Source organism: Cellulosimicrobium cellulans, assembly GCF_016921195.1.
Lineage (GTDB): Bacteria > Actinomycetota > Actinomycetes > Actinomycetales > Cellulomonadaceae > Cellulosimicrobium > Cellulosimicrobium cellulans_F.
Genome location: NZ_JAFGYF010000003.1, coordinates 52,099 through 65,461, shown reverse-complemented (window position 1 = coordinate 65,461; position 13,363 = coordinate 52,099). Strand labels below are relative to the sequence as shown.

15 protein-coding genes and 1 tRNA gene are annotated in these 13,363 nt (G+C 75.4%); 5 read left to right on the top strand and 11 right to left on the bottom strand.

Features of this window, described 5'->3' with window-relative positions:
* Positions 1-12: 12 nt before the first annotated feature.
* Positions 13-936, top strand: coding sequence for an ATP-grasp domain-containing protein (locus tag JN535_RS08180; RefSeq protein ID WP_205204922.1), 924 nt, complete (start codon positions 13-15; stop codon positions 934-936).
* 97 nt (positions 937-1,033) lie between these two features.
* Here JN535_RS08180 and JN535_RS08175 read toward each other — a convergent pair whose 3' ends face one another.
* From JN535_RS08175 to JN535_RS08160, 4 genes are all read right to left on the bottom strand, one after another.
* A complete protein-coding gene (locus JN535_RS08175; RefSeq protein ID WP_205204921.1) occupies positions 1,034-1,951 on the bottom strand; it encodes an ABC transporter substrate-binding protein in 918 nt (305 codons plus the stop codon).
* Positions 1,952-2,041: 90 nt separating this feature from the next.
* Entirely contained in the window at positions 2,042-2,776 is a 735-nt protein-coding gene (locus JN535_RS08170) for an ABC transporter permease (protein WP_205204920.1), read from the bottom strand.
* Entirely contained in the window at positions 2,773-3,414 is a 642-nt protein-coding gene (locus JN535_RS08165) for an ABC transporter permease (RefSeq protein WP_205204918.1), read from the bottom strand. The genes JN535_RS08170 and JN535_RS08165 overlap by 4 nt, the downstream gene beginning before the upstream one ends.
* The gene (locus JN535_RS08160; RefSeq protein WP_205204916.1) at positions 3,411-4,244 is read right to left on the bottom strand and encodes an ABC transporter ATP-binding protein; all 834 of its coding nucleotides are present in this window, start codon (positions 4,242-4,244) and stop codon (positions 3,411-3,413) included. Before JN535_RS08160 ends, JN535_RS08165 begins: the two co-directional genes overlap by 4 nt.
* A gap of 217 nt (positions 4,245-4,461) precedes the next feature.
* Between JN535_RS08160 and JN535_RS08155 the strand changes: the two genes are divergently transcribed.
* A complete protein-coding gene (locus JN535_RS08155; RefSeq protein ID WP_307868423.1) occupies positions 4,462-5,103 on the top strand; it encodes a LysE family translocator in 642 nt (213 codons plus the stop codon).
* Positions 5,104-5,212: 109 nt separating this feature from the next.
* Here JN535_RS08155 and JN535_RS08150 read toward each other — a convergent pair.
* The 3 genes from JN535_RS08150 to JN535_RS08140 form a co-directional block, all read right to left on the bottom strand.
* Positions 5,213-5,288 (bottom strand) — tRNA-His (locus tag JN535_RS08150).
* Between the two features lie 75 nt (positions 5,289-5,363).
* Positions 5,364-6,056, bottom strand: coding sequence for an oligoribonuclease (gene orn, locus JN535_RS08145; protein WP_205204908.1), 693 nt, complete (start codon positions 6,054-6,056; stop codon positions 5,364-5,366).
* 139 nt (positions 6,057-6,195) lie between these two features.
* Positions 6,196-6,336 (bottom strand): hypothetical protein, encoded by a 141-nt coding sequence (locus tag JN535_RS08140; RefSeq protein ID WP_205204906.1) that lies wholly within the window; start codon positions 6,334-6,336, stop codon positions 6,196-6,198.
* Positions 6,337-6,557: 221 nt separating this feature from the next.
* Here JN535_RS08140 and JN535_RS08135 point away from each other — a divergent pair, with 221 nt between their 5' ends.
* From JN535_RS08135 to JN535_RS08125, 3 genes are read left to right on the top strand one after another with little or no spacing between them, the layout of a single operon-like run.
* A complete protein-coding gene (locus JN535_RS08135) occupies positions 6,558-7,295 on the top strand; it encodes a phosphatase PAP2 family protein (protein WP_205204904.1) in 738 nt (245 codons plus the stop codon).
* A 44-nt stretch (positions 7,296-7,339) separates the two neighbouring features.
* Complete coding sequence (locus tag JN535_RS08130) at positions 7,340-8,017, top strand: ArsR/SmtB family transcription factor (protein ID WP_205204902.1); 678 nt, start codon at positions 7,340-7,342, stop codon at positions 8,015-8,017.
* Entirely contained in the window at positions 8,014-9,360 is a 1,347-nt protein-coding gene (locus tag JN535_RS08125; protein ID WP_205204900.1) for an MFS transporter, read from the top strand. Before JN535_RS08130 ends, JN535_RS08125 begins: the two co-directional genes overlap by 4 nt.
* Positions 9,361-9,378: 18 nt before the next feature.
* Here JN535_RS08125 and JN535_RS08120 read toward each other — a convergent pair whose 3' ends face one another.
* Genes JN535_RS08120 through JN535_RS08105 form a run of 4 tightly spaced genes read right to left on the bottom strand, consistent with a single transcriptional unit; the run spans position 9,379 to position 13,344 of the window.
* Positions 9,379-9,978 (bottom strand): energy-coupling factor transporter transmembrane component T family protein, encoded by a 600-nt coding sequence (locus JN535_RS08120; protein ID WP_205204899.1) that lies wholly within the window; start codon positions 9,976-9,978, stop codon positions 9,379-9,381.
* Complete coding sequence (locus tag JN535_RS08115) at positions 9,975-10,664, bottom strand: energy-coupling factor ABC transporter ATP-binding protein (protein WP_205204897.1); 690 nt, start codon at positions 10,662-10,664, stop codon at positions 9,975-9,977. The genes JN535_RS08120 and JN535_RS08115 overlap by 4 nt, the downstream gene beginning before the upstream one ends.
* Positions 10,661-11,851, bottom strand: a complete 1,191-nt coding sequence (locus JN535_RS08110; RefSeq protein WP_205204895.1) for a thiolase family protein — start codon at positions 11,849-11,851, stop codon at positions 10,661-10,663. The genes JN535_RS08115 and JN535_RS08110 overlap by 4 nt, the downstream gene beginning before the upstream one ends.
* A complete protein-coding gene (locus tag JN535_RS08105) occupies positions 11,848-13,344 on the bottom strand; it encodes a class I adenylate-forming enzyme family protein (RefSeq protein ID WP_205204893.1) in 1,497 nt (498 codons plus the stop codon). The genes JN535_RS08110 and JN535_RS08105 overlap by 4 nt, the downstream gene beginning before the upstream one ends.
* Positions 13,345-13,363: the final 19 nt, after the last annotated feature.

The following is a 13,363-nucleotide window of genomic DNA, read 5'->3' as shown; positions in this document are numbered from 1 at the left end:
TAGGCTCGGGGCGTGACGACCGAGACCTCCGCCCCGCGCGTCGCCCTCGCGACGTGCTCCGTCCTGCCGCACCTCGACCCCGACGACGCACCGCTCGTGCGCGCGCTCGACGCCCGCGGCGTCGCCGCGCAGCCCGCCGTCTGGGACGACCCGGACGTCGACTGGAGCGCGTTCGACGCCGTCGTCGTGCGCTCGACGTGGGACTACTCGGCCCGCCGCGACGAGTTCGTCGCGTGGGCGGCGCGCGTCCCGCGCATCCTCAACGCGGAAGCCGTGCTGCGCTGGAACACCGACAAGGGTTACCTGCGCGAGCTCGAGGGAGCGGGCATCCCCGTCATCCCCACGCTGTGGCTCGACCCCGCGCGCAACCTCTCCTCGCGCGCGATCCACACGCGTCTGCCCGCCCAGGGCGACTTCGTCATCAAGCCCGTCGTGAGCGCGGGTGCCAAGGACACGGGCCGGTACCAGGCGGGCGAGGCGCACTCGCGCGGGCTGGCGATCCAGCACGCGAAGAACCTGCTGGTCTCGGGCCGCGAGGTCATGGTCCAGCCGTACGTGACGAGCGTCGACACCGCGGGGGAGACGGGGCTGGTCTTCGTCGACGGCGAGTTCTCCCACGCCGTGCGCAAGAACGCGCTGCTCACCGGGCCGCACCGCCCGACGCGCGGCCTGTACCAGCAGGAGGAGATGAGCCCGTTCACCGCGACCGAGGAGCAGCTCGACGTCGCGCGCCGGGCGCTCGCGGTCGCCGCCGGCTCGGTCGGCGGCGGGGACGTGGCGAGCTTCCTCTACGCGCGCGTCGACGTCGTGACGGGCAACGACGGCGGCGTCGTCGTCATCGAGCTCGAGCTCACGGAGCCGTCGCTGTTCCTCGCGCTCGCGCCCGGGTCGCTGGACCGGTTCGCCGACGCGATCGCCGCGCGCGTCGCGCGCTGATCCGTCGGGTCCCTCCGAGGCGTGCGACCGTGGCCCCGCCCCGACGTCGGGACGGGGCCACGGTCGCGCGGTGCCGGAGGTGAGGCGGGGCCGGAGCTCAGGCGAGGCCGTTCTCGGACAGCCAGTCGGCCGCGATGTCCTCGGGCGAGCGCTGGTCCTCTGTGGACTCCACGTTGAGGGCGACGAGGCCCTCGGGCGTGAGCGCCTCGCTGACCGGGTTGATGACGTCCGCGATCTCGTCGGCGATGTCCGCGTTGACGAGCGGCACGACGTTCGAGGCGAGGAACAGGCCCTCGGGGTCCTCGAGCGTGACGAGCTTCTCGGTCTGGATGCGCGGATCGGCGCTGAACACGTTCGCGACGTTCACCGTTCCGGCGACGAGGTCCTGCACGGTCGTGTCGCCGGTCGCGACGAACGAGACGTCGACGCCGTACACGTCCTTGAGCCCCTGCGGGCCGTAGGGCCGCTGCTCGAGCTCCGCGGGACCGCCGAGCGTGAGCGGCACGTCCAGGCCCGCGAGGTCGGCGATGCTCGTCAGGTCGTTCTCCGTCGCGAACGCCTCGGTGACGTTGTAGGAGTCCTGGTCCGTCGCGCTCGACTGGTCGAGGACCGTGAGCCCGTCGGGCAGCGCCTCCTGGAGGGCGGCGTACACGTCGTCGGGCGACGTCGCCGTGGTCTCCGGGTCGAAGAACTGCAGCAGGTTGCCCGTGTACTCGGGGAAGAGCTGCACCTCGCCGCTCTCCAGGGCGGGCATGTAGGCGTCGCGCTGGCCGATCGAGAAGTTGCGCTCGACCGTGAAGCCCTCGGCCTCCAGGGCCTGGGCGTAGATCTCGGCGATGATCTCGTTCGAGTAGTAGGCCTGGGAGCCGACGACGATGGTGTCGGACGAGGCGCCGCCGTCGGACGTCCCGGTGCCCGCGTCGAGCGGGTCGGACCCGCCGCCGCAGGCGGTGAGCGTGAGGACGGCGGTCGCCGCGGCGGCGACGAGGGCGGCGGTGCGTCGGGTGGTGCGCATGTGTCTGCCTTTCTGAGGGCCGTCCCGGGGGCCGGGAGGTTCTGGGTGGGTCTGCTGGGGCAGGGCGGTGCGGTCGGGGCTCCGCGCGTGTCAGGCGGTGGTCGGTTCGGGCGCTCGGCGACGCCGTCGCCGGGCAGGGTCGTCGTCCGGGGAGCGGCCGGCAGTCACCCCGCGCGGCACGACGACGCGCTGGAGGATCGCGAAGAGCGCGTCGAGCACGACGGCCAGGACGACGATCACGAGGGCGGCGCCGAGGATCTGGGAGAAGTCGCGGATCTGGATGCCCTGCACGATGTAGAAGCCCAGGCCCCAGTTGCCGACGTACCCCGCGAGGGTCACGGTCGCGACGACCTGGAGCGTCGCGGAGCGCAGCCCGCCGATGAGCAGCGGGAGCCCGAGCGGCACCTCGGCCTGGAAGAGCACCTGCCACCCGGTCATGCCGACGGAGCGGGCGCCGTCGACCACGCGCCGCTCGACGGCCTCCACGCCCGCGTACGCGCCCGCGAGGATCGGCGGGATCGCGAGGAGGACGAACGCCGTCGTGGACGCGGCGACCTTGTGCGTCACGCCGAGGAGGAGGACGAGGAGCAGGACGAGCCCGAACGACGGCACGGCGCGGGCCGCGCCCGAGAGGGCGACCGCGAGCTCCCGGCCCCGCCCCGTGTGGCCGATGACCCAGCCCGCCGGGATCGCGATCACCGCGGCGATGAGCACCGAGACGAACGTGAACGCGAGGTGGGTCCAGATCGCCTCCGGGAGCGGGAGCGCGCCGGTCAGCCGGTCGGGCGAGAAGATCCAGGCGATCGCGTCGGAGAAGAGGTTCATGCGCGCGCCTTCCGAGACCAGGGCATGACCGCTCGCCCGGCGAGCACGAGCAGCAGGTCGACCAGCAGGGCGATGACGACGACCGCGACGACGCCGGCGAGGATCTCCGCGACGATCTGCCGCTGGTAGCCGTTGGTGAAGAGGTAGCCGAGGTTGTCGATCCCGATGAGGATGCCGACCGTCGCGAGCGAGATGGTCGAGACGGCGGTGACGCGCAGCCCGGCGAGCACGACCGGGCCGGCGAGCGGCAGGTCGACCTGCCAGAAGCGCCGCCACGGCCCGTACCCCACGGCGAGGGCCGCCTGCCGGACCGTCGGGTCGACCGACGCCAGGGCGTCGGCGACGAACCGCGTCATGATCGCCACGGCGTAGACCGTCAGCGCGACGACCAGGTTCACCTCGGACAGGAAGCTGATGCCGAGCAGAGGCGGGAGCAGCGCGAACAGCGCGAGCGACGGGATCGTGTAGAGCAGCCCGACGAGGGTGAGCACGAGCCCCCGCGTGAGGCGGAACCGGAACGCGAGCCAGCCCAGCGGGATCGAGACGAGGAACCCCAGCACGACGGGCACGACGCACTGGCGCAGGTGCTCGACGGTGAGGCGGCCGATGAGGTCGAGGTTGTCCAGGACCCAGGTCATGCGCTGCCCTCGACGAGGTCGTCGACCAGGACGCCCTGCGTGCGGCCGGCGCCGTCCACGAGCACGGTCCCGCGGTCCGTGCGCTTGGTGTGCAGCGCCCGCGTGCCGCGCTCCGCCCCGATGAAGCTCGCCACGAAGTCGCTCGCGGGGTTCTCCAGGATCTCGCTCGGAGACCCGATCTGCGCGACCTGCGCCCCCTTCTCGAGGATCACGACCTGGTCCCCGAGGAGGAACGCCTCGTCGACGTCGTGCGTGACGAAGACGACGGTCTTCTCCAGCTCGCGCTGCAGCCGGATGGTCTCGGTCTGGAGCTCTGCGCGCACGATCGGGTCGACGGCACCGAACGGCTCGTCCATGAGCAGGATGTTCGGGTCCGCGGCGAGCGCGCGCGCCACCCCGACCCGCTGCTGCTGGCCCCCGGAGAGCTGGCTCGGGTAGCGGTCCGCGAGCGCCCGGTCGAGACCCACGGTGTCGAGGAGATCGAGCGCGCGCTCGCGCGCCTGGCGCCGCGGCGTGCCCTCGAGACGCAGGACCGTCGTGACGTTGTCGACGACCTTGTGGTGGGGGAGCAGCCCGCCGTTCTGCAGGACGTACCCGATGCTGCGGCGCAGCTTCACGGGGTCCCGGTCGAGGATGGAGGCGCCGTCGATCTCGATCGTGCCCGACGTGGGCTCCACCATGCGGTTGATCATGCGCAGGAGCGTCGTCTTGCCGCTCCCGGACGACCCGACGAGCACGGTCGTGCGGTGCGGTGGGATCACCAGGTCGAAGTCCGCGACCGCTGCCGTGCCGTCCGGGTACGTCTTGGTGACCGATCGGAACTCGATCATGGGGCGCTGCCTCCCGACAGTCGGTGTACGGCCTCTCACCCAACCACGACCGCGGTGCGGCCAGCGAGCGCAGTGCCACGCGTCGTACCGACGGTACGACGGACCACCGACACGCCGCACTCGCACCGGTACGTCGGCTTCGCGCCGTCGGGGGCCGTCGCACGCCACGGCGGAATCTCCCGTGACGCGCGTCACGCTGCGGCCCTATCGTGGCGCTGTGCCGCACCTCGACTCCTTGCTCGCCTTCGCGCTGGCCTCGCTCGTGCTCGTCGTCGTCCCCGGGCCGAGCGTGCTCTTCGTCGTCGGCCGCTCGCTCGCGCTCGGGCACCGGGGCGGGGTGCTGAGCGTCCTCGGCAACGAGCTCGGTGCTCTGACGCTGGCCGCGGCCGTGGCGCTCGGTGTCGGCACGGTCGTCGCGACGTCCGTCGCCGTGTTCACGGTCGTCAAGCTCGTCGGCGCTGCCTACCTCGTCTACCTCGGCGTCCAGGCGGTCCGGCACCGGCGGGAGGGCGCCGTCGACGTCGCGGTCGCGCCCGTGCGCGAGCCGCGGTGGCGCGTCGTGCGGCAGGGCTACGTCGTCGGGGTGACGAACCCGAAGACCATCGTGTTCTTCGTCGCCGTCCTCCCGCAGTTCACGGACTTCCACGCCGGGCGCGTCCCGGCCCAGATGATGGTGCTCGGGCTGGTCTTCACGCTGATCGCGTTCGTCTGCGACAGCGCGTGGGCGCTCGCGGCGGGAGCCGCACGGTCGTGGTTCGCCTCCTCGCCGCGGCGCCTGAGCGCGGTCCGCGCGACGGGCGGGGGCATGATGATCGGCCTGGGAGGCGTGCTCGCCGTCGCCTCGCACCGCACGACCTGAGCACCCGGGGCGTCGGCTACGGTCGGCCCCGGTGCCGTCGCACCGCCGGGGGAGATGTCCGTGCCCCGCGTCCCGCGTTCGTCGTCGTGCGGCCGGGGCCTCGTCCGTCTGGGGTGAGTAACGGGACTTGAACCCGCGACCCCCTGGACCACAACCAGGTGCTCTACCAGCTGAGCTATACCCACCATGACCGGGCGTGAAGCACCGGCCGTCGAAAAGTGTACCTGGTCCCGGAGGGGCTCCCGGACCGCTTTTCGAGGTCAGGAGTCGGCGGACCCTGTGACGGTGGCCACGGAGGTCCCGGCGTCGTCGTCCGCGGGCCGGGTCAGGCCGCGCGCGACGCTCGTCGCGACGACCTGCTCGGCGACCTTGCGGGCCGTGGCGGAGTCCGGGCCGGGCTGGGGGACGAACACGGCGGCCCGGTAGTAGCGCAGCTCGTCGATGCTCTCGAGGATGTCCGCGAGCGCGCGGTGCCCCCCGTGCTTCTCGGGCGACGAGAAGTAGGCGCGCGGGTACCAGCGGCGCGAGAGCTCCTTGACGGAGGACACGTCGATGATCCGGTAGTGCAGGTGGCCCATGAGCGCGGGCATGTCACGGTCGAGGAAGCCCTTGTCGGTGCCGACGGAGTTGCCGGCCAGCGGGGCCTTGCCCGGCTCGGGGACCCAGGTGCGGACGTAGTCGAGGACCTGCTGCTCCGCCTCGGCGAGCGTCAGGCCCTCGTCGAGCTCGTCGAGCAGGCCGGAGGTCGTGTGCATCTGGCGGACGAAGTCGCCCATCTGCGCGAGCGCCTCGGCCGGGGGCCGGACGAGGACGTCGACCCCGTCGCCGAGCACGTTGAGCTCGGAGTCGGTGACCACGGCGGCGACCTCGACGAGGGCGTCGGCGCCCAGGTCGAGCCCGGTCATCTCGCAGTCGATCCAGACGATGCGTTCGTTCGCGTTCACAGGACTCACGGCGCCCAGCCTATCCGTGGTGCACACGACGAAGGCCCCGACTGTCCGTTCCACACGGGTCCGGACGGTCGGGGCCTTCGGCGAGGTGCGCCGTCGCCTGACGGGGAGGGTCCCCGGCCCGGCGAACGGTCGGTGCGCGTCATGCGGTGCGACGCGGCAGGCGGGCCTGCCGGGTGTGCGCCGGGACGCGGGTGGTGGTGCGGCGCAGCTGCGACCGGCGCAGGGTCTGCTCCTGCAGCTGCTCGCGACGGCTGAGGGCCGCCACGTCGTACGTGATCAAGGGATGCATGGTGCTGCTCTCGTGACGTTGGGCTCGTGGGTCTGGCCGGACCCTCCACCGCCCGGTACGGACCGGACGGACGTCACCGCGGTGTGGGTCCATACGACCACGGTCGTGGCGGGTGGTGCACTCCTTTTTCGCCACGGGCGTCGGGCGGTGCCCGGTGGGCGACGGCGGTCGGCCGCGCTGCGCCGTCGGCCCGCCGTGCGTAGCCTCCGGGGATGGGACGCAGGGGCGAGGTGGAGCGCGCGACGACGAGCGGCGGGTCCGCGCGAGCGGTCCTCGCGCGCGTGTGGCCGGGCCTGCTCCTGGTGCTCGTCGGCGTCGCGGGATTCGCGCTCCTCCTCGACGCGGTCCGCGACCAGGAGGACCTGTGGCGGCTCGACGACCCCCTGCTCGCGTGGATGGTCGCGCACCGCACGCCGGTCGCGACGGGCGTCCTCACGGTCGTGACGACCGTGTCCGGGCCGTTCGTGCTGCCCGTCCTCGTCGCGTTCGGGTGCGTGGTGTGGGCGCGGCGCGCGGGCACCTGGTGGGAACCCGGGCTGCTCGCGGGGGCCATGGTGCTCGCGACGCTCGTCTCGACCGTGCTCAAGGCGCTGATCGCGCGGCCGCGTCCGCCCGACGTGTCGATGGTGGTCGCCGGGGTGGAGCGGTCGTTCTCCTTCCCGTCCGGGCACACGATCGGGGCGGCGACGCTCGTCCTCGTCGGCGGCTACCTGGTGTGGCACCGCCACCATGACGGCCGCGTCCTGGCGGTCTGGGCGGCCGCGTCGGTGGTGGTGACCGGCGCCGTGGCGCTGAGCCGGCTCTACCTCGGGTACCACTTCCTCACCGACGTCCTGGCGGGGCTGTCGCTCGCCGTGGCGGTGCTCGGCGTCGTGGTCGCGGTGAGCCGCGTCCGCGACCTCGTGGTCGCGCGTCAAGCGGCTCCCGGCGCGGCCGTCGACTCTCGCTAAAGGACTCTTGCGCAAGAAGTCTTTCGCGAAATACGGTGGTCGGCATGAGCACGCCACCAGACCCGCACGCCGGCCCGCCGGACGTCCCGGTCGCACCGGTCGGCCCCGACCTGACGCCGGCGGGACGCCTCCCGCGCGGCCCGAGGCCCGGGCCCGGGCAGGTCGTCGCGAGCGACCCGGCGACCATCCGGGCGCTCGCCCACCCGTTGCGCCTGCGGATCCTCGCGCTGCTCGACGACGAGGGCGAGGTCACCGCGACGCGCTGCGCCGAGGTCACGGGCGAGTCCGTCGCGAGCTGCTCGTTCCACCTGCGCATGCTCGCCAAGTACGGGTACGTCGAGCCCGCGGAGCGGCGCGGCAAGGAGCGTCCCTGGCGCTCCGTCGGGCGCGGTCGGCAGACGACGTTCGACCCCGACGTCCCGGAGTCCCTGCACGCCGCGGGGGCGGTCGCGACCCTCATGCTGGAGCAGGAGGCGGCGCGCGTCCGGGCGTGGCTCGCCGGGTCCGCCGCCGACGACCCGCAGTGGCTCCTCGCCTCGACGATGACCGGCGCGTCCTTCTACGCGACGCGCGAGGAGCTGGACGCGCTCGCGCGCGAGGTCGAGGCCCTCACGGACCGCTTCCGGGGGCGCTGGGACGACCCGTCGCTCCGCCCCCCGGGAGCGCGCCGCGCGCGCCTCTTCTCCGTCGTCAACGCCGACCCCCCGGACACCCCCCGATGAGCGCGGCCCGTGAGCCGACCGGCGCCGCCACGGCGACACGCGGGACTGCCGTGGCCGAGACGGCCGTGCCCGGGGCCGCGGTGCCCGGGGCCGCGGTGCCCGGGGCCGCGGTGCCCGGGACCGCCGGGGAGGTGGCTCCCGCACCCGGCACCCGCGCCGCGCTGCGCGGCCGCCCGTTTCGTCTCCTGTCCGTCGCGTGGGGGTTCACGAACTTCGCCGACTCCGTGCTCGCGATCATCCTCGCCGTCTGGGTGAAGGACCTCACCGGCTCCAACGGTGCCGCCGGGCTCGTGTTCGCGGCGCTCGGCCTGCCGGCGCTCGCGTCGCCGCTCCTCGGCCAGCTCGCCGACCGGGTGTCGCGTCGGCGGATGCTCGTCGTCACGTACCTGGTCGGCGCGGTGAGCCTCCTCGCCCTCCTCGCGGTCCGCGGGCCCGAGCAGGTGTGGGTCGTGTACGTCGTGACCGTGGTCTACTCGGGCGTCGGGTTCGCGACCGCCGCCGCGCAGGCCGGCCTCGTGCGGGACATGCTCCCGGACGACGCGATCGCGCCGGCGAACGGCCGCCTCACGACGATCGACCAGGTGTTCCGGCTCCTCATGCCGGTCGTCGGCGCCGGGGCCTACGCGCTCGCCGGCGCGTGGCCGCTCGTGGTCGCGGCCTCCGTCGCGTTCGCCGTCGCCGGCGCGGTGATCGGCCGGGTCCGGCTCGTCGAGACGCCGCCGCCCCCTGCCGCCGAGCGCGAGCCGTACCTCGCGGAGATGCTGGCCGGCTTCCGCCACCTCGTGCGCACGTCGCCGCTCGGCGTGCTCACGCTCGCCATGCTCGTCGCGTTTGCGGGCGTCGGGCTCCTCAACGCGGTCAGCCTCGCGATCGTCGAGGACGGGCTCGGGCTGCCGCCGGCGCTCCTGGGCCCCATCTCCTCGGTCCAGGCCCTCACCGCGATCGTCGCCGGGCTCACGGCCGCGCGCCTCGCCGCGCGCTGGGGCGCGCAGCGGCTCGTCGCGCTGGGCCTGCTCGTGCTCGCGCTCGGCATCGTGCCCGCGACGGGCTCGAACGTCGTGGCGATCGTGCTCGGGCTGGGCGCGGTCGGGCTGGGGGCCACGTGGTCGATCGTCGGCTTCGTCACCGAGCGTCAGCTGCGCACGCCCCCCGGTCTCCAGGGGCGCGTCGCTGCCGCGAGCCTGCTGCTCGTCAACGTCCCGCAGCTCGTGCTCACCGTGGTCGGCGCCGCCCTCGTCGGAGCGGTCGACTACCGCCTGCTGCTCGTCGTGACGGTCGTCGGCATCGTCCTCGCGGCCGCCGTCGCCCTGCGCGGTCACCGCGCCACCGCCCCGCCGAGGTAGAGCCTCGACGGGAGGTCGTCAGTCGTCGAGCCCGCGAGCGCGCAGGGCGTCGCCGAGCGCGTCGGCCTGGCGCAGCGCTCCGACGACGAGGGGGACGGCGTACGCGCGGACGTCGTGCTCGCGGCCACGTGCGCGGCACGCGTCGCGCACGCGCTGCGCGAGCGCGGCGACGACGGGGACGCAGCGCACGGCGAGCGCGAGGACGAGGGCGGCGCGGTCGACGTCGACCCCGAGGCGCCGCAGCGGCCGCAGGCCGCGCTCGATCGCCGCGAGGACGGCGGAGGTCCGGGTCGTCAGCAGCACGAGCCCGGCGAGGGCGACGAGCGCGACGAGCCGGGTCGTGAGGACGACCGCGGGCACCGGCCCGAGGGCGAGCCACTGGACGACGAGGAGCACGGGTACGACGAGGCGCAGCGGGCGGACCTGCTCCCACGCCGCGCTCCACCCCACGCCGGCGACCGCGTAGAGCACGCCGACGCCGAGGACGACCCCGGCGACCGCCGGGGGCGAGGACGCCAGCAGCACGACGGCGGACGTCACGGCCAGCCCCACGAGCTTCGCCCCGGCGGGCGCCCGGTGCAGCACCGACGCCCCCGGTCGGTACGTCCCCGCCGTCACGACGCCCCCTCGACGAGGCGCCGGTAGTGCGCGACGGCGGGCCCCGGCGCGTCGTCCGCGACGACCCGCCCGTCGTCGACCACGAGCACGCGGTCCATCGCGTCCATGAGGGACAGGTCGTGCGAGACGAGCACGACCTGCTGGGGGAGCCCGGCGAGCTCCGCGGCGAACCGCCGCGTGTTGCGCAGGTCGAGGAGCGTCGTCGGCTCGTCGGCGACGACGAGCCGCGGCTCGGCGGCGAGCACCGACGTCAGCGCGAGGAGCTGCTTCTGCCCGCCCGAGAGCAGGTGCGCGGGGTGGTCCGCGTGGCCCGCCAGGCCGCGCGCGGCGAGGGCCGTCCGCACGAGCGCGTCGCGCTCGGCCGCGGGGACACGACGCAGCGAGTACGCCACGTCCTCCGCGACGGTGGGCATGACGATCTGCGCGTCCGGGTCCGTGAACACGAAGCCGACGCGCCGCCGGACCGCGGCGCCGTCGCGCCGGGTGTCGAGCCCGTCGACCAGGACGCGGCCCGACGTCGGCACGACCAACCCGTTGAGCAGGCGCGCGAGCGTGCTCTTGCCGGAGCCGTTCGCCCCGACGATCCCCACGCGCCGCTCGCGCAGCTCGAGGTCGATCCCGCGCAGCACCTCCCGCTCGCCGAGTCGCACGTGCACGTCCGCGAGCCGGACGGTGCAGCCGATCACCGGACGACCTCCAGGAGGGCCGCGACGCCCAGCCCGCCCCCGACCGCGGCCGTCGCGAGACCCAGCGTCCCGGCCGGCGCGCCCTCGCGCACGAGCCGGGAGAACAGCCGCACGACGGACACCGCCCCGCTCGCGCCCCACGGGTGCCCGAGCGCGAGCGCGCCGCCGTCGGCGCACACGCGCACGTCGTCGTCCGGGTCGCCCAGAGGGTCCAGGCCGAGCGCGTCGGTGATCGCGAGGGCCTGTGCGGCGAACGCCTCGACGACCTCGACCGCCGCGAGGTCCTCGACGCCGACACCTGCGCGGTCGAGCACGGCACGCACGGCCGGGACGGGTCCCCAGCCGGGCACCGCGGGGTCGCAGCCGACGGTCGCGGACGCGAGCACGCGCAGGCCGGGGACCCCGAGGCCGCGCCGGACGTCCTCGGGCACGACGGCGACGGTCGCAGCGCCGTCGCTGACCGGGCTCGCGGTGGCGGCGGTGACGGTGCCGCCGGGCGTGAAGGCCGGGGAGAGCCGGGCGAGCACGGCAGGGTCGAGGCGGCGTGCGCGCTCGTCGCGCGCGAGCGCGCGACCCGGGACGCCGACCCGGACGGTCTCGGCCGCGAACCGCCCGCCCGCGTGCGCCGCGAGGGCACGCGCGTGGCTGCGCACCGCGTACGCCTCCTGGCGCTCACGGGTCACGCCGCGGCGGCGCGCGAGCTCGTCGGCGGCCGCCCCCATGCCGGGGTCGGCCCACGGCGTCGGGGCGAACGCGGCGCGCGCGAACGGCACGTCGCCCCACGCCGTGCGGTGCGCGCTCGCGGGGGAGCGCGACGCGCTCTCGGTCCCGCCCGCGAGGACGAGGCGGGCCTCGCCCGCGCGGACCTGCTGCGCAGCGAGGAGCACCGCCGCGAGGCCGGAGGCGCACTGGCGGTCGACGGTGAGGCCGGGGACGGCGACGCCCAGGCCCGCGGCGAGCGCCGCGACCCGGGCGACGTTCCCGCCCGGCCCCCTGCAGCAGCCCAGCACGACGTCCGCGACGTCGGCCTCGATCCCGAAGGCGCGCGCGTCGCCGAGCGTCGCGCCGAGGGCCCCGGCTGCGAGGTCGACCTCGGACAGCGACCGGTGCCCGTGCCCGGCCGTCCCCAGCCACGTGCGTCGCGCGGCCACGACCACGGGCGCGTCCCACCCACCGCGCGCGCTCATCGCAGCGGCTCCAGGCCCGACCGCCCGAGCTCGGTCGCCCCGAGCGCCTCGCTCACGGCCCCGCGCGCGGGCTTGCCGGACGGGGTCCGCGGGAGGGCGCGCGTGCCGTACCAGCGCCGCGGCCGTTGCGCCGGGGCGAGCGCCGCGCGCGCCACACGCTCGAGGTGGGCGCGCAGGCCCGGGCGGTCGTCGCACTCCACGACGGCGCTCACGACCGCACCGAGGCGACGGTGCGAGGTCCCGAGCACGACGACGTCTCGCACCCCGGGCACCGCGCGCAGCACGACCTCGACGTCCTCGGGCACGACGGTCGACCCGCCGGTGAGGATCGCGCCGTCACCGCGTCCGCGGAGCACGAGCCCGCCGCGCGCGGCCCCGCCGGGCGTCGCCGCCGGCACCGACGCCGACGAGGGCGCGGCTCTCGTCGGGGGCTCGGGCAGGGGGTCGGCGAGGTCGCCGACGGTGCTCCACGCGCCGTCGCGCCGCAGCGGACCCGTGGCGTGCGCGAGGTACCCCTGCGAGACCCAGGGGGAGCGCACCCAGACCTCGCCGACGCTCGCGCGGGGCAGCGGCCGCACCGCGAGCTCGACGCCCGGGAAGGCGCGCAGCCCCGACCCGTCCGGGTCGTAGGCGACGAACGACAGCTCGACCGCGCCGTAGTAGGCGAGCACGTCGATGCCGAGGGCCGCCGCGCGCGACCGCGCCCCCGGGGCGAGGGACGCGCCGCCGACGACCGCGTGCCGCAGCCTCGACGGCGCGCCCGCCGCGACGGCGTCGAGCACGTCGTCGAGGACCTGCGGCACGAGGTGGACGACGTCGCTGCTCGCGAGCGCGGACGTCGTGGCCGCGGGCGTGCGCGTGAGGTACGCGCACGCGCCGACCGCGAGCGTGTGCACGGCGGCGAAGCAGTAGAGGGACGACGCGAGCGGACCCGGGACGAGCACCGTGTCCGCAGGACGGAGGCCGAGGAGCCGCGTGACGTCGTCGAACGACCCTGCCCACGACGCGCGCGTGCGCACGACCGCGCGCGGCCGGCCCGTGCTGCCCGAGGAGAAGCCCGCCCACGCGAGGTCGTCCGGGGCGGGCACGTGGCCCGTGCCGGGGCTCGCTCCCCCCTGCGGGGCGGTCCCCGGCACGGGGTCCAGGACCGCGCTGGTCCCGCGCGGCAGCGGCACCTCGACGAACGTGCGGGGCGCGAGCGTGCGCAGGACCTCGGCACGGTGGGCGCGCGGCCACGCCGGGTCGCAGACGAGGGGCGTGGCGCCGAGGTGGTCGGCGGCCAGGACCGCCGTGAGCAGGTCCAGGGGGTCGGGAAGGGAGACGGCGACGAGGTCGCCGGGGCGCGTGCCCGTCGCCGCGAGGTGCGTCGCGCCCGCGCGAAGGTCCGCGGCGAGCGCGGCATAGGTGCGCGACCGCTCGGGCGTGCGCAGGGCGGCACGGTCGCGCACCGCCGGGTCGGCGGCGTGCGTCAGGACCTGGTGGGCGACGGGCACGCGGACACTCTCGCAGGTG